Here is a 20,753-nt window from a genome sequence, read left to right on the forward strand (position 1 = left end):
ACGTGAATACGCCTACCAAGACCCAACTGGCCATAGCCTGCATCGCCCTGGCAGCGTGCCAGGCAGCCATCGCAGCCAAACCACCCACCGTCAGCCAGGCCGACATCATCAAGCAGTCGGCCCCCAGCGATTGGCGCAAGCTCGAACCGGAGAACACACTGGTCATGGAGATCAATGGCCAGTCCGTGATTCTGGAACTGGCACCGCGCTTTGCGCCCAAGCATGCCGCCAATATCCGCACGCTGACCCGCGAGGGCTACTACACCGGCTCCGCGGTGGTGCGCGTGCAAGATAACTACGTCACCCAGTGGGCTGATCCTGCAGACGACGAAAAAGAGAAGGAAAAGCTCAAACCCCTGGGCACGGCCCTGGCCGAATTGCCGGCTGAGTTCTCGATTCCGTTCAAAGGTTTGCCCATCACCAAGTTCACCGACCCCGATGGCTGGGCGCCGGTCAGCGGTTTTGTAGACGGCATGCCGGTGGCTGCCGACCCGGCGAAGAACAAAGCCTGGTTGGCACACTGCTATGGCGTCGTGGGCGCAGCGCGCAGCACCAAGCCCGACAGCAGCAACGGTACCAGCCTGTATGCCATCAACGGCCAGGCACCACGGGCCTTGGACCTGAACATCACCGTGGTAGGCCGCGTCGTCAAGGGCATGGATGTGTTGTCCTCCATGCCGCGCGGTCCCGGCCCCATGGGCTTTTACGACAAGCCGGAGGCCTACATCCCCATCACCCGTGCGCGCATGCTGGCGGACATTCCCGCCGCCGAGCAACCCAACATCGAAATCATGCGCACGGACACCGCCACCTGGCGCTCGCTGGTGGAAGCCAGCCGCCACGCCATTGGGGGTTGGGCCGTGCGCAGTGCCTTGCACAGCAACATCTGCAACCGCAGCGTACCCACACGCCCCATTCCAAAGGACGGCACACCATGACAGCAGCATCCGCTTTGGCGTCGTTGAACGCCACCTTCAAGCGCCTGCACCACTACAGCCATCTGGCATCCATCGCCAGTTGGGACCAAGCAGCCATGATGCCTGCCAAGGGCAATGAGGCGCGTGCGGCGGCCATGGCCGAACTGCAGGTGCTGATGCACCAGACGCTGACCAATCCTGCGCTGAAGGCCCAATTCGATGCGGCACAGCAGGCCAATCTGCCCGAGGCCGACCAGGCCAGCCTGGTAGAGATGCACCGCGAATGGGCACTGGTCAATCAACTACCACAAGACCTGGTGGAGGCGCAGAGCCTGGCCAGTGCACGATGCGAACACGCCTGGCGCACCCAGCGCAAGGCCAATGACTGGCAAGGCTTCCTGGGCAATTTCCGTGAGGTTGTTGCGTTGGCCCGCCAAGAAGCCCGCTTTCTGGCGGACGCGACTGGCAACACACCCTATGAAGCGCTGATGGACAAGTTTGAGCCTGGCATGCGGGAGAGCGCCATCACCCAGCTATTCGGCGAAGTCAAAACCTGGTTGCCGGATCTGATCAATAAAGTGCTGGCCAAACAGCGATCTGAAGCCGTTGTCCAGGCCGACGGCCCTTTCCCTATCGAACAACAGCGTGCGCTGGGCGTAGAGATTATGAGTCTGCTGGGTTTTGATTTCGAAGGCGGTCGACTGGATATCTCCACCCACCCGTTTTGCGGCGGCGTCCCGCAGGATGTGCGCATCACCACCCGCTACAACGCGGCCAGCTTTGCGCCCAGCCTGATGGGCATCATCCACGAAACTGGCCATGCTCGTTACGAGCAGCGCCTGCCGCGCGACACGCTGTACCTGCCGGTGGGCCGCGCGCGCTCCATGGGCATACACGAGAGCCAGAGCCTGTCCTTCGAGATGCAGTTGGCGCGCAGCCCGGCCTTTCTACGCCTGATTGCACCCTTGGTAAAGAAGCATCTGGGCGATCAGCCGGCTTTTGACGCCAGCAATCTGGCGCGCCTCTTTACCCGGGTGCAGCGCGGCTTTATCCGCGTGGATGCCGACGAATTGACCTACCCGGCCCACGTGATTTTGCGGTTCGAGATTGAGCGAGCCTTGATTGCCGGTGAAATCGAGGCCGAGGATATCCCTGCACTGTGGACCACCAAGATGCAGGACTACCTAGGGGTGGATGTGGCGGGTGATTTCAACAACGGCTGCCTGCAGGACATCCACTGGCCTTCCGGCATGTTCGGCTATTTCCCCAGCTATACCTTGGGTGCCATGTATGCCGCGCAGTATTTTGCGACCATCCGCAAGCAGCATCCTGACATGGATACCCGCATTGCAAACGGCGATCTGTCGCCCGTCATGGCCTGGCTGGACGCCAATATCTGGAGCCAGGCCAGCCGCTGGTCCACGGATGCATTGGTGAGCCGCGCCACCGGCGAGCCCCTCAATGCCAAGCACTTTCGCCAGCACCTGGAGACCCGTTACCTCGGGGCGTGAAAGCACGCACGACACAATGCAAAAAGCCCCGCCAAGCGGGGCTTTTTTTTCACTCTAGTGCAGACCTCAAGCGGCGGACGCGCTCTTATTGCGATTCTTGCGACGGGTCACCGCACCCAAGATGCCCAGGCCAGCCAGCAGCATGGCGTAGGTTTCGGGTTCGGGCACTGCGTTGACAGCAGAGTCCACACCAGACAGGTGCACGCTGTAGTGCGAACCCATGTTGCCGTGGTTGGCGGGTTGTGTCCATTGCGCCAACGGGATGGCGGTCTGGTTGTCAAAACGGAAACCTTGGGCCAGGGTCGTGCCGTTGGCAAAGTTGTTGTAGGTTGCGATCGTAAACTTGTAGCTACCAGCAGCCAGGCTGGCAAAGGTCAGACCGGAGTCGTAACGGGTTTGCCCTGGGGCAATGCCAGCGTTGTCGTCATTTTGGCCAATCAAGGACCAGCCCGTGTTGGACTGGGACCAGACAGCGGTGATGGGGTCGAAGTTGACCCCATTCAGGAAAGAATCGGTCCACACCTTGACATTGGTGGCGTCAGTCAACAAAGAGAAGTTGATCTGGATGACGTCTTTGTGCGTAGCGATGTTGCCGTCAAAGTCAAAGGTCGCCGCTTGAGCGCCAGCCGCTGCGGTCAACGCCAGAGCCAAGGCAAGAGATTTGAGTTTCATGCTGATTTTTTGTTTCTGCAAAATGGGATGAAGGCCCGCCCTCCCGAGCAAGGCCTGAAGCTAAACACCACCCCGCATATACGGGACCTCGGTGCCGCGAGGGAGTGTAAGTGGGGGGTATCGAAGCTCCAATAGTCCGAATGGACTATCTACCCACGACTCCGGACAGAGAAGGTCGGACCGCCCTCTGCCTTAAAACCCGGCCACACAATCGCGTGACAATTTGAAACACTTTACTTTTCGTCAAAAAGATGGTTCATTGGGGCAAAACCGTGTGCTATTGAAAAGAGAGCGACTCTCATGCACAATCACCGGGTCAATATATGGGATATCTAAAATGAAATTTCTAGTTTGCGTGGGATTGAGTGCCGCTTTGCTGGCAGGGTGCGGAGGCAGCGGTGACAGCAAGGGCAATGACTGCACACTCGGCGTCAATTCCTGCAATGTTCCGCCTGTCGCCAACGCGGGGGCCCCACAGAATGTGTTGGTTGGTTCCACCGTTACGCTGGACGGCACTGGAACTACAGACGCCAACAACGATTCGATCACTTATTCATGGTCGATTCTGCAACGCCCGACGGCCAGCACGGCCAGCCTCACGTCCACGACATCGGCCAAGACGACATTTGTTCCTGAAGCCGCCGGTCTCTATGTGATCACCTTGGTGGCAAGCGACGGAAAAAGCAATAGTGCGCTAGCCACGACCACAGTGACCGCAAGCGCCACCAACTTGACTATCAACTCCACGTCCTACGTCGATGGCGGTGCAATTCCGCTGCGCATTGCTGCCACATCTGCTGGCGGCAGCAATACCTCACCGCAATTGAATATTTCGGATATTCCTAACGGTACCAAGCGGTTTGCCATCATCATGGACGACGAAACTGCTCCTTGCCAAGCCGGCATCAGCGCGTGTCGTCATTGGGGCGTCTTCAATCTCCCGGTCGCAAAGACAGCCATCGCCGAAGGTGAAAATCTATTGCTCCAAAGCGGCGTGGTTTATGGCAGCAACTACACCATCGGCCCCGGCGGTACTGCTGGCATCGGCTATTCAGGTCCTGCAACCTCGCAGCACATCTACAAACTGACTGTTTATGCATTGACCAGTAACGTCACTTGGGTCACGACCGTACCAGAATACAGCCGCGCCAAGTTCGAGTTGGACTTCAAGTCCTTCATCATCGGCAAAGCGACGCTGACCGGCGTACTCCCTTAACTCATCAACCCGTCCACACCCTAAAACACCCAGCCCGGGCCTCATCGGCCTTGGCTGGGTGTTTTTTTGGTCGCCACGGGTGGCGGCAAGTCCTTGGCCATCAATTCACGGGCCTGCACCACCAGTTTGTTGTGTGCATCCAGAAACGCGGCAGCAATGACCTTACCTTCGTTGGTGTTGCTCCACCCCATCCCGCCCGCCCCGCCCATGCCACCAAAGGCAAGGCCACCTAAGCCCAGGTCAGTGGTGCGCGCAGAGCCGGTTGCCGCAGCGACCTGCTCCGTGGTTTCGTTGTCGGTCAGCAGCAACGCCACTTGGGCTTCCTTGAACTTGATCTGCTCCACAACCCCGATCAATGCACCCAGATCGCGCACGATGGGGATATGGGCCAATATGCCGCCCAGACTGCGCCCGGCGTCTTGCTCGCTGAAGGTCAGGTTGGGAATCAGCGTGTATTGCGCCTCATAGCCCTTGCCTTTTTCCACGGTGTTGCCCTGCTTTCGCAGAATGCCGCTCTCCTTGAGCTGCTGCTCCTGTATCGTGCCATGCAGCCCGGCGGAACGGTCCACGACCCGAAAGCAACCGCTTTGCTGCGCCAGCAGGCGCACCAGCGGCACGGGTGAACTGGGCAGGTTATAGCTGCTGCTCATGGTGTAGCCATTGGGGTTTTCGGCCAAAGCCAGCGTGGCCACCGGTCCGTCACACTTGACCAGGGACTGGTTAGCGCCCTTGGCGCCTGCGGGGCCCGCCGAACCCGTGACTTCGGAGCTCCCGCCCCCCAACTCAGTACCTTTCTTGCCGCAAGCCGACAACACGGTGACAGCGCACAGCAGCACCGCAGTAGCGGCAGGAACGCGCGCAAAGGAACGCGAAAAAGAACGGAATAGAACAGGTGAAGACATGGATAGAAGTTCCTCGAAAATGCGGCCGAATGGTAACCGAGGCCAGGCCTGCATCTAGGTGACAGCCAAGCCCACGGCACCCCTTCGCATTTGTCAACGGGCATGCTATTGTGGTCGCTCTTATTTTGCGAAAGGCGTAACCATGAAACATCTCAGCGGCGTAGATTCCGCGTTCTTGCATCTGGAATCGCCAGAAATGCCCATGCATGTGGGTTCCCTCAACGTGCTGGATTTGCCCGAGGGCTATAGCGGCGATTTTTTCGAAGACACCAAGGCCTATATCCAGCAGCGCATGCACCTCGCCGAGGTCTTCACCCGCAAACTCGCATTGATGCCGCTGGATCTGTCCAACCCGGTGTGGGTCGAAGACGAAGACATTGACCTGGACTACCACATCCGCCACGTCACACTGCCCAAACCCGGCAGCAATCGCCAATTGCAACAATATGTAGCACGCCTGCATTCCAGCCTGTTGGACCGTAGCCGCCCCTTGTGGGAGTTCTTTGTCATCGACGGCCTGAAAAGTGGCCAGGTGGCGCTGTACAGCAAGCTGCACCACGCCGGCATCGACGGCCAGGCTGGTGTCGCAGTGGCCCAGGCCATGTTCGATCTGGCGGCCACCGGCCGCGTCATCAAACCGCCGCGCCCGCGCGCCCGGCGCAACCAGTACCAATTAGGCATTGCCGAACTGCTGGGTGCCGCCGTGCGTAACACCGTGCAGCAATCGGTTGGCCTGGTTAAGTCGCTGCCGCTGATTGCCAAATCTGCCAAAAACGCACTGGTCCCTGAAAAAGGGCCAGACGGCAAACGCGATTGGTCGCTGCCCAAGGACTTCAAGCTGTTTGCGCCCCGAACCTCGCTGAATGTGGCCATTACCAACCAGCGCACCTTCGCCGGGCGCACGGTGCCGCTGGCCGAAGTAAAGCTGATCGCCAAAGCCCTGGGCGTGTCGCTGAACGACGTGGTCATGGCCACCACCGCCGGCGCGCTGCGCACCTATCTGAAGGAAAACAACGAATTGCCCGCGCAGTCGCTGTCCGCCGCCGTGCCGGTGAGCCTGCGCCCCGAGGGTGACACCACGTCCAATAACCAGGTCAGCATGGTCACGATGAGCCTGGCCACCGACATCAAGGACCCGCTGGCCCGTATCCGCAAGATCAACGAATTGTCGGCCAGCACTAAGGCCAAGATGAGCCGCTTCAAGGCCGCCATCCCCACCGATTTTCCGCTGCCCGCAGCGCCCTGGCTGATGTCGGCCGTGGCTTCGCTGTTCAGCCGCTCGCGCCTGGCCAATGTGATGCCGCCCATCGCCAATCTGGTCATCTCCAACGTCGCCGGCATTCCCGTGCAACTCTACTTTGCTGGCGCCAAGGTGGTCAGCTATTACCCGGTGTCCATCCCGGCCCACAGCATGGCGCTGAATGTGACCGTACAAAGCTACAACGGCCGCCTGGACTACGGCCTGATCGCATGCCGCCGCGCGTTGCCCGACGTCAATGACCTAGCCGACAGTCTTCTGGCCGAACACCGCACGCTGCTGGACCTGGCCCGCGCGCAGACACCGGCCTTGTCACCTTCCGCGGTAGAGGCACTGGCGGCGCCCGCCAAGCCCAAGGTTGTTGAGGCAGCTAAACCAACACCCGCCGTGGTCAAGCGCCCGGCAGCCAAACGAACCAGGCGCGCAGTGGCGACGGCCTGAGTCGTTCGATTCCACACAAAAAAGGGCGGCCTTCGGGCCGCCCTTTTTTCTTGCCACCCGCTAACCCGAAAGCCTGGGCGGCAGAGCGTTTTGCGCAGGTAAAGGGGGAGCCCGCGCAGCGGGCGGAGGACACGGAGCAAAACGCTCTGTTGCCCAGCGCCTACACCAGCAACTGCCGCAGCACGTAGGGCAGGATGCCTCCGGCCTGGTAGTAGTCCACCTCAATGGGCGTGTCGATCCGTAGCAACAGCGTGTGGTGGGTCTGCGAGCCATCGGCGCGGGTGATGACCAGTTGGGCCTCGCTTTGCGGCGTCAGCTTGGCATCGGGGATGATGTCCACCGTCTCGGTACCCGTCAGGCCCAGCCGGGCCCAGGTATCGCCGGCCTTGAACTGCAGCGGCAGCACACCCATGCCCACCAGGTTGCTGCGGTGGATGCGCTCAAAGCTCTGCGCCACCACCGCACGAATGCCCAGCAGTGCAGTGCCCTTGGCCGCCCAGTCGCGGCTGGAACCAGTGCCGTACTCTTCGCCAGCAAACACCACGGTCGGAATGCCCGCCGCCTGGTAGTGCGTCGCCGCGTCGAATATGGTCATGCGCTCGGCTGCCCCGGGTGCGCCCTGGTAGAGGGTGAAGCCCCCTTCCTCGCGTGAGCCATCGGCCTTGGACGGCAGCATCAAATTCTTGATGCGAACATTGGCGAAGGTGCCACGCACCATGACCTCGTGGTTGCCGCGGCGCGCGCCGTAGGAGTTGAAATCGGCCTTTTGCACGCCATGCGCCAGCAGCCATTGCCCAGCCGGTGCACTTTCTTTGATGGAGCCGGCGGGCGAAATATGGTCCGTGGTGATGGAGTCGCCAAACAGCGCCATGATGCGGGCACCCCGCACCTGGGTTGCAAGCCCGGTGTCGGCGGAAGTGCTTACGCCATATTTGGCTCTAGCCCCCGTCAAATCTACATTATCCGCTTCTGATTTTATAGCAAACGTCTCGAAAAATGGCGGCTCAGCGATGTAGGTGCTGGTGGGCCAGGTGTAGGCCTGACCGGACACGCCCTTGATCTTGTCCCACAGTTTGCCGGGCTCGGTCGTGACCTTGGCGTAGTTCTCGCGAAAGGCTTTGCCCTTCATCGCAAATTTCAGCAAGGCATGGATTTCCTCGCTGCTGGGCCAGATATCGCCCAAGTAGACATCCTTGCCACCCCTGCCCTGGCCCACGGGCTCCGTCATCAGGTCCCGCGTCACGGTGCCGGCAATCGCGTAGGCCACGACCAGAGGCGGACTGGCCAGGAAATTGGCTTTGATATTGGGGTGAATGCGGGCCTCGAAGTTGCGATTGCCCGACAACACAGCGGCACAGACCAAGTCGTTGTTGGTGATGGCCTCGTTCAGTTCCGGTGTCAGGTCACCAGCGTTGCCAATACAGGTCGTACAGCCGTAACCAGCCAGCGCAAAGCCCAGTTTCTCCAGATAGGGCAGCAGGCCGGTCTCGGTCAGGTATTCGGTGACGATGCGCGAGCCCGGTGCCAACGAGGTCTTGATGTGGGGCTTCACCTTCAAGCCCGCCTCCACCGCCTTCTTGGCCAACAGCCCGGCCGCCAGCAGCACGCTGGGATTGGAGGTGTTGGTGCAACTGGTGATGGCAGCAATCAAAACATCACCGTGACCGATCGTGATGTCCGCGCGGCTTCCGCCCGTCGCGGCTACGGCCACGGCCACGGCCACGGGAGCATCGTGGTGCGCCTCCAGCGTCGGCTTGTTGGCATCCATCTCCGCAAGCGGGCGTGCAGCGCCCAGGGCAGTCGGTGGGGCCTGCGGTATGGTGGCCGCAGCGGGCTCACCAAAGCCCCGCACCAGATGGCGGGTGTGGAACACGGCGGCCTGCTGGTTGAAGCCATTCTCGGCATTGGGTTTGGAGAACAGCGATTCGAACTGCCCTGCAACCTTGCCCAGCTCAATGCGGTCCTGCGGCCGCTTGGGGCCGGCCAAACTGGGTGTGACCTGCCCCAAATCAAGCGTCACCACCTGCGAGTAATCGATGTCACCCGCCAAGGGCACGCCAAACAGCCCCTGGGCTTTGAAGTAAGCCTCAAAAGCCTGCATCTCAGCCTGCGTGCGCCCCGTACCGGCAAAGTACTCCATGGTCTTTTCGTCAACGGGAAAGAAGCCCATCGTCGCGCCGTACTCGGGTGCCATGTTGGCGATGGTTGCGCGGTCGGGCAGGCTCAGCGTGCGTGTGCCTTCGCCGAAGAATTCGACAAACTTGCCCACCACCTTGTGCTGGCGCAGGATCTCGGTCACGGTCAGCACCAGATCGGTGGCCGTCACACCTTCGCGCAGGCGTCCGCGCAACTCGAACCCCACCACGTCTGGCGTCAAAAAATACACTGGCTGGCCCAGCATCGCCGCCTCGGCCTCGATGCCGCCCACACCCCAGCCCACCACGCCGATACCGTTGATCATGGTCGTGTGGCTGTCGGTGCCTACCAGCGTGTCGGGGTAGTACAAAGGATCGGTCTTCTTGCCCTTGGCATCGCGCTGCGGCGCCTTGTGCACGCCGCGGGCCAGGTATTCCAGGTTGACCTGGTGCACGATGCCAAAGCCGGGCGGCACGACGCCAAAGGTGTCAAAAGCCTGCATGCCCCACTTCATGAATTCGTAGCGCTCGCGGTTGCGCTGGAATTCCAGCTTCATGTTCAGGTCCAGCGAGTTTTTCTTGCCATAGTGGTCCACCATCACCGAGTGGTCCACCACCAGGTCCACTGGCACCAGGGGCTCAATACGTGCCGGGTCCTTGCCCAGGCGCTTGGCGGCACTGCGCATCGCGGCCAGGTCAGCCAGCAGCGGGACGCCGGTGAAGTCCTGCAACACCACACGGGACACCACAAAGGGTATCTCCGCGCTGCGCTCAGCCCGTGGCTGCCAATTGGCCAACTCTGCGACGTGGTCGGCTGTCACCTTCTTGCCATCGCAGTGTCGTAAAACGCTTTCCAGCACGATGCGCAAGGACATTGGCAGTCGCTTTACAGTGGGAAAGCGCTTGGCCAGCGCAGGCAGAGAATAAAAGGCACCGGTCTTGCCAGCCGCCGTGCTGAAAGACTTGAGGGTGTAAGAAAAGCTGTGGGGCATCGACTACTCCTGGTCCATGGGCAATGCAATACATTCTGGCAGCATGCTGCTAACCTGTCTGTACGCCGGGCAATGGCCACAGTTTCACGAATAACTTCTAAAGGCTTCCCATGTCTTCGTTTGATTTGATTGTGGTGGGCGGTGGTTCTGGCGGCGTGCGGGCAGCGCGCATTGCAGCCGGCCATGGCGCCCGCGTGGCGCTGGTGGAGGAGTACCGGCTGGGCGGCACCTGCGTGATACGCGGTTGCGTGCCCAAGAAGCTGATGGTCTACGCCTCGCGCTTCGCCCAGGAGTTTGAAGAAGCAGCCGGCTACGGCTGGACTATCGGCGAAACCCGGTTTGACTGGGCCGCGCTCAAGGCCCGACGCGATGCCGAAGTAGCCCGCCTGGAGGGCATCTACCGCAACAACCTGCTAGCTTCTGGCGTGCAGCTTTTTGCGGGGCGCGCCCACCTGGTGGACCGCAACGCTGTGATGCTGGCCGATGGCACAACACTGCAGGCCAGTCATATTTTGATAGCAACAGGCGCAGCACCGGCGGGGGGTAACGCCATTCCTGGCCAAGAGCTTGCCATTGACTCCAATGGTTTCTTTGACCTGGAGACCCTGCCCAAGCGGGTGGTGGTGCAGGGCGCGGGCTACATCGCACTGGAACTGGCCTGCGTGCTGCAGCGGCTGGGCGCCCAGGTGCGCGTGGTGGTGCGTGGCGAGCAGGTGCTGCGTGGCTTTGACCAGGACGTGCGCACCCACTTGACCCATGAGCTGATCGAGAGCGGACTGCAATTCGACTTCCAGCGCCACGTCACAGCCATTGCCCGGACACACGACGGTTTACAGGTGACGCTGGACAATGGCGAGGTGTTGGCCACCGACTGTGTGTTGCGCGCGCTGGGCCGCAAGCCCAATACCCATAACCTGGGGCTGGAGGCCCTGGGTATTGCACTGGATGTCCATGGTGCCATTCCCGTGAACGCATTCAGCCAGACCGCAATCCCTAACATCCACGCCGTGGGCGATGTCACCAATCGCGTCAACCTGACTCCCATGGCCATACGCGAAGGCCATGCCTTCGCCGACACCCTTTTCGGTGGCACGCCGCGCGGCGTGGACCACACGCTGGTTCCCACTGCCGTGTTCACCACACCAGAGTTGGGTGTTGTCGGTTTGACTGAAGAGGCGGCCTTGCAGCGCTATCCACGCCTGGACGTGTACCGCACCAGTTTTCGCCCGATGAAGGCAACACTCTCCGGCCACACCGGCAAGATGCTGTTAAAGCTGCTAGTGGACCGCGACACCGATCGCGTGCTCGGCTTTCACGGCGTCGGGCCGGATACGGGCGAGATGGCCCAACTGGTCGGCGTGGCATTGCAGATGCAGGCTACCAAGAGTGCACTGGACGCCACGCTGGCGGTGCACCCCACAGCCGCGGAGGAATTGGTTACCATGCGCACTCCCACGGTGCGACACGCACTGTGACACCCTAACCCTCCATGCTGTCCACCGTTCTGCCGTCAGCACCCTGCACCTCGGCAACCCTCCGCGCTGCGTTGGTCCAACGTTTTGAAGCGGTGCGCGCCCGCACGCTGGCGCTGGCAGAACCATTGTCGGCCGAAGACCAGTGCGTGCAGTCCATGCCAGACGCCAGCCCGACCAAATGGCACCTAGCCCACACGAGCTGGTTTTTTGAGACTGTGGTGCTTCAGGCCTTTCAGACGGGTTACCAGGTCTTCGACAGCCAATACCTGTACCTGTTCAACTCCTACTACGAGGCTCTGGGGCCACGACATCCGCGCCCCCACCGAGGATTGCTAACGCGTCCCGCGCTGGCCGACATCCACGCTTACCGACGGCATGTCGATGCAGCAATGCTGCACTTTCTGTCTATCGCGGACGAGGCCAGCTGGCAAGCTGCCGTGGGTTTGATCGAACTGGGCTTGCACCATGAAGAGCAGCACCAGGAGCTGGTGCAGACCGACATCCTGCATCTGTTGTCCTGCAATCCTTTGCTACCAGCCTACCAAGCCGTTCCGTCCGCACAACCCGCCTACGAAGCATCCGCTATGCAATGGCTGGCCGTGGATGGCGGTGTGCACGCGGTGGGCCATGCGGGCGACGGTTTTGCGTTTGACAACGAGACCCCGCGACACCAGGCCTTGCTACACCCTTTTCAGATTGCCAATCGCCTCGTGACTTGCGGCGAGTACCTGGGCTTTATTGCGGACGGCGGTTACGCCCAGGCCCAGTGGTGGCTGTCCGACGGCTGGGCCGCAGTGCAGGCCCAGGGGCTCCGCGCGCCAGCCTATTGGCTCGCGCCAGGAGACCCGCGCGCGCCGTCCTCGAACCAGTGGCAAGTATTTGGATTGCACGGCGTGCAGCCGCTGGACCGCCAAGCACCGGTCCATCATGTCAGTTTCTACGAGGCAGCGGCCTTTGCCGAATGGTATGGCGCGCGCCTGCCCACTGAGTTCGAGTGGGAAGTGGCATTCGACTGGCCGCACGTCCAGCAAATGCTGGGCCACGGCTGGCAGTGGACTCGCTCCTCTTACGACCCCTACCCCGGTTTTCGGCCGCGTACCGGTGCGGTGCGCGAGTACAACGGCAAATTCATGGTGGGCCAGCAGGTGCTGCGCGGCTCCAGCCCTGCCACACCCGATGGGCATAGCCGCAAAACCTACCGTAATTTCTTCCCGCCGGCCGCGCGCTGGCAGTTTTCAGGCATACGTCTGGCAAAGGACCGACCATGAAAGACAACCTGGCTTACGCAGGCACTGAAGACCTGCCGGACACGCTGGATGCCGCAAGCGATGTGCTTGAGCGGGACCCTGCTGAGTTCCTGCGCGACTTGAAACAGGGCCTGGCCCTGCAGCGTAAAAGCATTTCACCCAAGTACTTCTATGACGCAGCAGGCTCCGACTTGTTTGATCAGATTTGCAAACTGCCTGAGTACTACCCCACCCGAACCGAGCTGTCCATTCTGCAAAGGCATGCCCGCGAAATCGCACTGCACCTGGGGCCCCACGCCGAGATTCTGGAATTTGGTGCCGGCTCCATGCACAAGGTGCGCGTGCTGCTGGACGCCATGGACCGGCCGGCGCGCTACATCCCCATCGACATCTCCGCCCAACACCTGCAAGAGGCGGCCCTGAAGATGGGCAAGGCCTACCCCCACTTGCAGATCGAGCCGCTGGTGGCCGACTACACCCAAGACTTGGTACTACCGCCCGATGTACCGCCTGAAGGGCGCCGCGTCGGCTTTTTCCCCGGCTCGACACTGGGCAACTTCGAGCCCCTGGACGCCCTGCGTTTCATGCGCATGTGCGCCCGCACATTGCAAGGTGGAGCTTTGATCCTGGGTGCCGACCTGGTCAAGAGCCCCGATCTGCTGCACGCAGCCTACAACGACTCGCAGGGCGTGACGGCCACCTTCAACCGCAATGTACTGGTGCGCGCCAACCGCGAACTGGGCGCCAATTTCCAACTGGACCAATTTGCCCACAGCGCGTTTTACAACGCACCGTTCCAACGCATCGAAATGCACCTGATGAGCACCTGCCAACAAACGGTGCGCGTGGGCGGCACGCCATTTACCTTTGCGCAAGGTGAGACCCTGCACACCGAAAACTCATACAAGTTCACCGTCGAAGGATTGCATCAGTTGGCCCAGCGAGCAGGCTTTACGCCGGGACAGGCCTGGACCGACCCTGACAACAAGTTCTGCCTGCTGTGGCTGGACGCCCCCAAACCGAGGAGCCATGGATGAGAGCCGTCTGGAAAAATACCGTCATCGCCGAAAGCAACGACACCGTAGTGGTGGAAGGCAATCACTATTTCCCCGAAACATCACTGAACCGGGCTTACACAACGTTCAGCAGCCACAAGAGCATGTGCCCTTGGAAAGGCCAAGCCAGCTACTACTCGCTGATCGTGGATGGTGAGCTGAACCCCGACGCCGTGTGGTACTACCCAGATCCCAAGCCCGAAGCCGCCCAGATCAAGGGCCGTGTCGCGTTCTGGAAGGGCGTGGTCGTTAGCTAAACCCACGCAGCAGATGCACCGCAAGCAGGCGCCGACTGCCGCACCACGGCTCGCATGCGAACAACTCCTTGCCGAAGTGCGCGCCTGCAAAGCCTGTGCGGCGCACTTGCCGCAGGGGGTTCGCCCAGTCGTGCAAATGCACCCTGCGGCGCGCATCCTCGTAGCCGGCCAAGCACCCGGGCGCAAAGTGCATGCAAGCGGCATTCCCTTCGATGACGCCAGCGGAGACCGCTTGCGCGCATGGATGGGCATAGACCCAAGCGTCTTCTATGACCCGCAGCAGGTTGCCATCGTCCCCATGGGCTTTTGCTACCCGGGCACCGGGCCATCCGGAGACCTCGCTCCGCGCGCCGAATGCGCCCCCCTGTGGCGCAGACGCGTGCTGGCCCACTTGCCGCACATCGCACTGACTTTGGTGATTGGCCGCTATGCCCAACAGTGGCACATGGCGGACGAAACCCGGGAGCGCACGGTGACACAGGTGGTTGAACATTGGCGCGACCATCTGCCTTCCGTGCTGCCCCTGCCGCACCCCAGCCCCCGCAACAACCTGTGGATCAAGCGAAATCCCTGGTTTGAAGCGGAACTGCTCCCGGTATTGCAGCAACGTGTTGCCGCGCTGCTGCATTGAGCGCCAGGCCATTCAACGGGCGCGCAAGCCCGGCCAAAAAGACAACCACGCCAAAGAGTTTTCAGTAACATCCGCAGGCCCATACAAAAAACCATGTGGGCGCTGTACGACCTTGACATTCTTTGGGAGGAACTATGCCAACAGTGATTGTGATCGGGGGTGGGGTGGCCGGCATGAGCGCCGCGCACGAATTGGTGGAGCGCGGATTTCAAGTGGAAGTCTACGAGCGCAATCCCAAGTACGTCGGTGGCAAGGCGCGCAGTGTGGACGCGCCGGGCACCAACAAGACAGACCCCGCGCTGTTCTTGCCTGGCGAACACGGTTTTCGCTTCTTTCCCGGTTTCTACAAGCACGTCACGGACACGATGAAGCGCATACCGGTCGGGGACGACAAGACGGCCTTCGACAACCTGGTGGTGACGGAGAACATGATGATGGCGCAGAGCGACGCCAAACCCATCATCCTGCCGGTGGACTTCCCGACCTCGCTCAAAGAGATTGAAGAGTTCTTCAAAGGCTTCCAGGCTTTCAGCTCCGAGCTGAGCACCGAAGAGATCGAATTTTTTTCCGGCAAGATCTGGCAATTGATGACCAGTTGCAGCAAGCGTTTTTCGGAGGAGTACGACAGCATCAGTTGGTGGGACTACACCGAATCGGCCACCAAGAGCGCGGCCTACCAACGGCTGCTGTCGGGTGGGCTGACACGCAGCCTGGTTGCCTGCCAGGCCCAGATGGCCAGCACCCGCACCTGCGGCGCCATCCTGCTGCAAATGTTTTACATGATGATGGACCCGTTTACACGCGACACCGACCGCGTGTTCAACGCACCCACCAATACCGCCTGGCTGGACCCCTGGCACGACTACCTGCTCAGCAAAGGTGTCAACTACCACCGGGGCGCCAGCGTCACATCCATCCATACACGAGATGGAAAAATCTCCGGAATCAGTTTTGAGAAAGACGGTGTTGCTGGCAGAACCCACGCCACGGCAGACTACTACCTGATGGCCGTACCGGTGGAACGGGCTGCCAACCTGATCAGCGAGGATATGCTGAGGATTGACCCATCGCTGAAGAACATCATCAAGCTGGCCCCCAATGTCGAGTGGATGAACGGCCTGCAGTTCTACCTGAACCAAGAGGTCAATCTGAATCGCGGCCACACCATGTACACGGGCAGCAACTGGGCGCTAACCAGCATCTCGCAAATCCAGTTTTGGCCGGAGTATGACCTCAAACGCCGGGGCGATGGCAAGGTGGTGTCCATACTGTCCGTCGACATTTCCAATTGGACAGCGCCCGGCAATTTCAACGGCAAGGCGGCGCGTGACTGCACCAAGGACGAAATCCAGAAAGAGGTCTGGGCCCAACTGAAACAGGAACTGAATTTCGGCGGCGCAAACGTGCTCAGCGACGAGATGGTCGAAGACTATTACCTGGATGAAGACATTGTCCCCATGGCGGCCCCGATGAGCCCGGTGATGACCGCTCGGCTCAGCCCCGTCAAACTCGAGAAGATGAACAAGGTCTTCAATCTGGAGCCGCTATTGGTCAACCAATGTGATACCTGGTCCATACGCCCCAATGCCCATACTGGCATCCCTAATCTGTTTCTGGCCAGTGACTATGTGAAGACCAATACCGATCTGGCGACGATGGAGGGCGCCAACGAAGCCGCGCGCCGCGCCGTCAATAGCATCCTGCTGGCCAGTGATTCGGACGAGGACTATTGCGAAATCTGGGAGACGCACACCCCCCTGCTGTTAAAGCCGCTGCAAATGATTGATCGGGCCAATTTCGAAAAGGGCTTGCCATGGAAGAAGATCTTGTAACTACGCCATAGAGCACCTGCTGTGACCTTGCGTATTGCGGTCTTTTTGCGCCCTATTGCAGGGGAATGGTCACAGTGAAGCAAGTGCCGTTGCCGGCCTCGCTAGTCACCGCGATGGTGCCGCCATGGCTCTCCACGGCACGCTTCACAATGGCCAGGCCCAGGCCGGTTCCGGGGATATTGCCTACATTGCTGGCACGGTGAAAGTCGCCAAACAAATGGGGCAAATCCTCGGCCGGTATTCCTATGCCTCGGTCCCGTACATCAAAACAAACGCCATGGCCATTGCGGCGAATCGTGAACTGTGCCTCGGCGCTGTCGGGTGAATACTTGATGGCGTTCGACAGCAGGTTGCTGAGTATGTGGCGCAGCAATTTTTCGTCCGCAAGCACGTCTTGGTCACCCCAGTCCGAGTCCATCAGTACGCGGGCCGCCATGGCTTTGCCCTGGCTATGGCTGGCCACCGCCTCATCGCGCAATTGTTCACACAGCTTCTGCAGGTTCATCGGTTTGGGGTTGAATGCCAGCAAATGGGCGTCGGCCTTGCCTATGGTGAGCACCTGGTCCAACATCAGAACCATGCGTTTGACGGCCGACTCTATGCTGTCCAGCAGGCCATTGCGTTCGTCAACCGGCAGGCGGTCGCAATAGTTACGCAGCAGGCTTTGCGAGACCAGGATGGAGGTCAGGGGTGTGCGGAATTCGTGCGAGGTCATCGCAACAAAGGTTGACTTCAATTCGTTCAATTCCACCTGCTGGGCCAAGGCCGTGTCAAAGCGCTGCTTGTCTTCGCGGTTACGCCGCTCCAGCGCATCGCGCGCCTGCTTGAACAGCAAGTGCGCCTTGACGCGGGCCAGGACAATGGGCGGGCTGATGGGCTTGGTGATGTAGTCAGCCGCACCCAGCGCAAAGCCCATTTGCTCGTCCTGCGTTTCCGTTTTGGCGGTAAAGAAAATCACCGGGATGTCGGCCGTCTGCGGGTCAGCCTTCAATTGCCGGCACACCTCGTAGCCATCCATGTCCGGCATCATGATGTCCAACAAGATCAAGTCTATGGACTGGCTTCTGGCGATCTTCAGCCCGCGCTCACCACTCGGCGCCACTTTGACGGTGTAGTCGGCTTCCAGCAGATCCCGCATCAAGGCCAAGTTCTGGGGGGTGTCGTCGACCACCAGAATGACCGGGCGTGGGGAAGCATCTGGCACGGTCTGCATAAGCTGCCCTCAGCGCGAATTCTCGACCATGGCGCGCTGCAAGATCGCCAAACCGCGTTCGCTGTCAAAGCCGTTGACCGCGGCTTGCAGGTCCGAGAAGTGCTGGGGAAAAGCCATGTGCAGCATATTCGCATATTCTGCTAGCAAACGCTCGGCGTTTCCATCGTCATTGGCCAACAAGCTGTGCAGTTGCTGGCATACGGTGGCCAATTGCTGCGGATCCAGCACTGGCTGCGCCGCTGGCAACACCTTGCCATTGTTGGGCAGTGCGGCGCGTATGGCCGCTACCTGGGTCGCCAGCATGCGTGCCAACCCGTCCAACTGGGGTTCTAGTGCTTCCGGGGCCAGCTCGGCGCGCAGGGCCTGCTCCATCGCCAAGGCCGCGCGCACCAGGTCGGATGCTGCAATGTTGCCGGCCAAGCCTTTCAGCGTGTGGGCCAAGCGCACAGCAGTAGGCCGGTCCTGGGTCGCCAGAGCCTCGCGTATATGCACCACCACATCGGCCTGTGCGTCCACAAAACCGCGCAACATGGCGGCGTAGCGCTGCGGTTTGCCCAGTACCCGCCGCAAGCCCGCCTCGTGATCCAAGCCAGGGATCCCCGGAGGCGCGGCGTCGGCCCAACTCCCTCCTTGGGGGGCAGCTCCCTGCGGTGCAGCCGAGGATGGTAGAGCCGCCACATGATGTGGCGCGATCCAGCGCAGCAACGCGCGAAAGAGCGCATCCGGATCAATCGGCTTGGCGACAAAGTCCACCATACCGGCCGCCATGCACTGCTCCCGGTGCGTGGCCATGGCATTGGCTGTCATCGCGACGATGGGGGGGGCAGCGCTCTGCTGGCTCTCGCGTATGGCCCGGGTCGCTTCCAAGCCGTCCATCTGCGGCATTTGCAAATCCATCAGGATCAGCGCATAGGGTTCGCCCGCGGCCAAAGCCTGGGCGGCCATATCGCATGTGATGCGGCCGTCATCTGCAATGTCCACATTCAGCCCTGCTTCGCGCAGCAGCTCGCTGGCCACTTGCTGGTTCAGGGCATTATCTTCGGCCAACAAAATACGTGCACCCTCAATGGCACGCAGCGCTTGGGGGATGGCATTGGCAGCCACCGCGCGGCGGGCCCTGCCACGATCGGATGCCACACCCAGCAAGTCGATCAGCGTGTCAAACAGATAGGAAGGCACAACCGGCTTGTCCAGCACGGCCGCGATACCGGTACCTGGGGCCCTGGCCAGGGCTACTGCAAGGTCACCGCGTCCATGGGCGGACAGCATGGCTAACCGGGGGCGCTGCCGCAGCGAGAGGCCGTGCAGGCGCTGTGCGGTCTCTATGCCATCCATGTCCGGCATCTGCCAATCCAGCAATACGATGTCGTAGGGGTACCCAGCCGCATCGGCGCGCTGGATGGTGGTCAGCGCCTGCTCACCATTAGGCACCGTGTCCACCATAAAACGCATGCCGGTCAACATTTCCCCCAGCACTTGGCGGGCACTGTCCATATCGTCCACCACCAGCACACGCCGGCCGTGCAGCTCGCTTTGCAACAGCAGCTTGCGGGGCGCATCGCTACCAAGACCCAGCTTGACCGTGAACCAGAAAGTGGCACCCGCGCCAGCGACGCTGTCCACCCCTACTTCACCACCCATTTGCTGGGCCAGGATTTTGGTAATGGATAAGCCCAAGCCCGTACCACCGTATTTGCGGGTGGTGGACGCGTCGGCCTGCTGGAAATTTTGGAACAGTTTGGCAACCTGCTCAGGCGACAAACCGATGCCACTATCGCGCACCGCGAAGCGTAGCAACACGGCATCTTCAAAGCGCTCTTGAACCCGCACGATGATGTCGATCTCACCGCGGTCCGTGAACTTGATCGCGTTGTTGGCGTAATTGATGATCATCTGACTCAGGCGCAAGGCATCGCCCCTAAGGGCATCCGGCACGTTCTGCGGAATATCAAACAGCAATTCCAAGCCTTTGTCAGCGGCCTTGTCGTCGATCAGGTTGGCAACCTTGCCCAGCACCTGCTCCAGGCTGAATTCACCGATCTCCAGATCCAGCTTGCCTGCTTCTACTTTGGATAGATCGAGAATGTCATTGATGATGCCCAGCAGATGTTGGCCCGACTGCTGCACCTTTTGCATGTAGTCGCGCTGGCGTGGTGCCAATTCGGTCTTCAATGCCAAATGGCTCATACCAATAATGGCGTTCATCGGCGTGCGGATTTCATGGCTCATGTTCGCCAGAAAGGCCGACTTGGATGCGGTCGCTTCCTCGGCCTTCTGGCGCGCCTGTGCCGTTGCATGCAAAGCATCTTGCAGCTCCTGGTTCCTGGCTTCCGACTCGATCAGTGCCCTGTTTTTGGCCGCATCGAATATCTTGGTGTGAATCAGCAGGGTCAGGACCAAGCCGACCTGGCTGGTCGAAAAAAAGAACCCCGCATACTGCGTGTCATACAAAATGGGTAAGTCCACACCCATCCCGGCCGCAACACCAAATGCGAGTACCAATACAGAGTTGATCCCCAGCCAGGCGATGGCATTGCGATTAAAGCCCAGCAACAGGATCGCCGTCACCGGCCCGCTTGCAAACCAGCAAATGACCGGTGAGTACAGCCCACCCGAAAAGTAGGTGGAGCCCAATATGCCCACAAAGCAATTGCCGAACAAATAGACATTTGCTGCGGCGACATAGTGGCCATGCGTATGGATGTATAGCAGATTCCCCAACAGCATCACGGCAAGAGTCGCCATGACATAAATCCCGGGCTGGAAGCTGATGGCCCAACTGACCGCCATATAGCTGACCGCAAAGGCCACTACCGCCCAGTTGAAGCGGATCAGCAGTGTGAATTTTTCATCGGCGGGGCGGCCACCTGCGCTGCGAAGAAACTGCCCCACACGGTGGTGCAGACCTACCGCGCGTCGCACACTCTCGTTAGCGGTTGCTTCGTCCATGGAATTCCAGTGTTAGACCCCGGTGCAGGCCGGTTTGAGTCTACTGTACG

At 60.5% G+C, this 20,753-nt stretch carries 15 protein-coding genes; 10 read left to right on the forward strand and 5 right to left on the reverse strand.

The features are described from left to right. Positions 1-2: 2 nt before the first annotated feature. Positions 3-938, forward strand: a complete 936-nt coding sequence (locus AC07OO_RS04970) for a peptidylprolyl isomerase (RefSeq protein WP_495080940.1) — start codon at positions 3-5, stop codon at positions 936-938. Further along, entirely contained in the window at positions 935-2,428 is a 1,494-nt protein-coding gene (locus AC07OO_RS04975; protein ID WP_495080941.1) for a carboxypeptidase M32, read from the forward strand. Before AC07OO_RS04970 ends, AC07OO_RS04975 begins: the two co-directional genes overlap by 4 nt. Before the next feature lie 66 nt (positions 2,429-2,494). On the opposite strand, the gene AC07OO_RS04980 is transcribed toward AC07OO_RS04975, so the two are convergent. Beyond that, positions 2,495-3,100, reverse strand: a complete 606-nt coding sequence (locus tag AC07OO_RS04980) for a DVUA0089 family protein (RefSeq protein ID WP_495080942.1) — start codon at positions 3,098-3,100, stop codon at positions 2,495-2,497. Positions 3,101-3,437: 337 nt separating this feature from the next. Here AC07OO_RS04980 and AC07OO_RS04985 point away from each other — a divergent pair, with 337 nt between their 5' ends. Continuing rightward, positions 3,438-4,316 carry a YbhB/YbcL family Raf kinase inhibitor-like protein gene (locus AC07OO_RS04985; RefSeq protein WP_495080943.1) on the forward strand — a complete coding sequence of 293 codons (879 nt, stop codon included), beginning with the start codon at positions 3,438-3,440 and terminating at the stop codon, positions 4,314-4,316. Positions 4,317-4,357: 41 nt separating this feature from the next. On the opposite strand, the gene AC07OO_RS04990 is transcribed toward AC07OO_RS04985, so the two are convergent. Beyond that, complete coding sequence (locus tag AC07OO_RS04990) at positions 4,358-5,218, reverse strand: curli production assembly/transport component CsgG (RefSeq protein ID WP_495080944.1); 861 nt, start codon at positions 5,216-5,218, stop codon at positions 4,358-4,360. Between the two features lie 142 nt (positions 5,219-5,360). On the opposite strand from AC07OO_RS04990, the gene AC07OO_RS04995 reads away from it, so the two are divergent. Continuing rightward, positions 5,361-6,917, forward strand: a complete 1,557-nt coding sequence (locus AC07OO_RS04995) for a WS/DGAT/MGAT family O-acyltransferase (RefSeq protein ID WP_495080945.1) — start codon at positions 5,361-5,363, stop codon at positions 6,915-6,917. 160 nt (positions 6,918-7,077) lie between these two features. On the opposite strand, the gene AC07OO_RS05000 is transcribed toward AC07OO_RS04995, so the two are convergent. Next, positions 7,078-10,044, reverse strand: coding sequence for an aconitate hydratase (locus AC07OO_RS05000; RefSeq protein WP_495080946.1), 2,967 nt, complete (start codon positions 10,042-10,044; stop codon positions 7,078-7,080). A 110-nt stretch (positions 10,045-10,154) separates the two neighbouring features. Here AC07OO_RS05000 and gorA point away from each other — a divergent pair, with 110 nt between their 5' ends. The 6 genes from gorA (at position 10,155) to AC07OO_RS05030 (ending at position 16,541) form a co-directional block, all read left to right on the forward strand. Continuing rightward, positions 10,155-11,519, forward strand: coding sequence for a glutathione-disulfide reductase (gorA, locus tag AC07OO_RS05005; protein ID WP_495080947.1), 1,365 nt, complete (start codon positions 10,155-10,157; stop codon positions 11,517-11,519). A 14-nt stretch (positions 11,520-11,533) separates the two neighbouring features. Then, complete coding sequence (egtB, locus tag AC07OO_RS05010; protein WP_495080948.1) at positions 11,534-12,787, forward strand: ergothioneine biosynthesis protein EgtB; 1,254 nt, start codon at positions 11,534-11,536, stop codon at positions 12,785-12,787. After that, the gene (gene egtD, locus AC07OO_RS05015) at positions 12,784-13,803 is read left to right on the forward strand and encodes an L-histidine N(alpha)-methyltransferase (protein ID WP_495080949.1); all 1,020 of its coding nucleotides are present in this window, start codon (positions 12,784-12,786) and stop codon (positions 13,801-13,803) included. Before egtB ends, egtD begins: the two co-directional genes overlap by 4 nt. Next, a complete protein-coding gene (locus tag AC07OO_RS05020) occupies positions 13,800-14,078 on the forward strand; it encodes a DUF427 domain-containing protein (RefSeq protein ID WP_495080950.1) in 279 nt (92 codons plus the stop codon). The genes egtD and AC07OO_RS05020 overlap by 4 nt, the downstream gene beginning before the upstream one ends. Positions 14,079-14,091: 13 nt before the next feature. Then, positions 14,092-14,709, forward strand: coding sequence for a uracil-DNA glycosylase family protein (locus tag AC07OO_RS05025; protein ID WP_495080951.1), 618 nt, complete (start codon positions 14,092-14,094; stop codon positions 14,707-14,709). 134 nt (positions 14,710-14,843) lie between these two features. After that, positions 14,844-16,541, forward strand: a complete 1,698-nt coding sequence (locus tag AC07OO_RS05030; protein WP_495080952.1) for a hydroxysqualene dehydroxylase — start codon at positions 14,844-14,846, stop codon at positions 16,539-16,541. Between the two features lie 52 nt (positions 16,542-16,593). Here AC07OO_RS05030 and AC07OO_RS05035 read toward each other — a convergent pair whose 3' ends face one another. Continuing rightward, positions 16,594-17,754 (reverse strand): hybrid sensor histidine kinase/response regulator, encoded by a 1,161-nt coding sequence (locus AC07OO_RS05035; protein WP_495080953.1) that lies wholly within the window; start codon positions 17,752-17,754, stop codon positions 16,594-16,596. A gap of 9 nt (positions 17,755-17,763) precedes the next feature. Beyond that, positions 17,764-20,703: a response regulator gene (locus tag AC07OO_RS05040; RefSeq protein ID WP_495080954.1), complete on the reverse strand. Its 2,940-nt coding sequence runs from the start codon at positions 20,701-20,703 to the stop codon at positions 17,764-17,766. Positions 20,704-20,753 lie beyond the last annotated feature (50 nt).

The sequence above is a fragment of the Rhodoferax sp. GW821-FHT07G04 genome, from assembly GCF_059418585.1.

Excerpts from the sequence above, each read along its gene's own strand:
- AC07OO_RS04975 (WP_495080941.1), top strand. The coding sequence starts at position 935 with ATGACAGCAGCATCCGCTTTGGCGTCGTTGAACGCCACCTTCAAGCGC.
- AC07OO_RS04980 (WP_495080942.1), bottom strand. The coding sequence starts at position 3,100 with ATGAAACTCAAATCTCTTGCCTTGGCTCTGGCGTTGACCGCAGCGGCT.
- AC07OO_RS04985 (WP_495080943.1), top strand. The coding sequence starts at position 3,438 with ATGAAATTTCTAGTTTGCGTGGGATTGAGTGCCGCTTTGCTGGCAGGG.
- AC07OO_RS04990 (WP_495080944.1), bottom strand. The coding sequence starts at position 5,218 with ATGTCTTCACCTGTTCTATTCCGTTCTTTTTCGCGTTCCTTTGCGCGC.
- AC07OO_RS04995 (WP_495080945.1), top strand. The coding sequence starts at position 5,361 with ATGAAACATCTCAGCGGCGTAGATTCCGCGTTCTTGCATCTGGAATCG.
- AC07OO_RS05000 (WP_495080946.1), bottom strand. The coding sequence starts at position 10,044 with ATGCCCCACAGCTTTTCTTACACCCTCAAGTCTTTCAGCACGGCGGCT.
- gorA (WP_495080947.1), top strand. The coding sequence starts at position 10,155 with ATGTCTTCGTTTGATTTGATTGTGGTGGGCGGTGGTTCTGGCGGCGTG.
- egtB (WP_495080948.1), top strand. The coding sequence starts at position 11,534 with ATGCTGTCCACCGTTCTGCCGTCAGCACCCTGCACCTCGGCAACCCTC.
- egtD (WP_495080949.1), top strand. The coding sequence starts at position 12,784 with ATGAAAGACAACCTGGCTTACGCAGGCACTGAAGACCTGCCGGACACG.
- AC07OO_RS05020 (WP_495080950.1), top strand. The coding sequence starts at position 13,800 with ATGAGAGCCGTCTGGAAAAATACCGTCATCGCCGAAAGCAACGACACC.
- AC07OO_RS05025 (WP_495080951.1), top strand. The coding sequence starts at position 14,092 with ATGCACCGCAAGCAGGCGCCGACTGCCGCACCACGGCTCGCATGCGAA.
- AC07OO_RS05030 (WP_495080952.1), top strand. The coding sequence starts at position 14,844 with ATGCCAACAGTGATTGTGATCGGGGGTGGGGTGGCCGGCATGAGCGCC.
- AC07OO_RS05035 (WP_495080953.1), bottom strand. The coding sequence starts at position 17,754 with ATGCAGACCGTGCCAGATGCTTCCCCACGCCCGGTCATTCTGGTGGTC.
- AC07OO_RS05040 (WP_495080954.1), bottom strand. The coding sequence starts at position 20,703 with ATGGACGAAGCAACCGCTAACGAGAGTGTGCGACGCGCGGTAGGTCTG.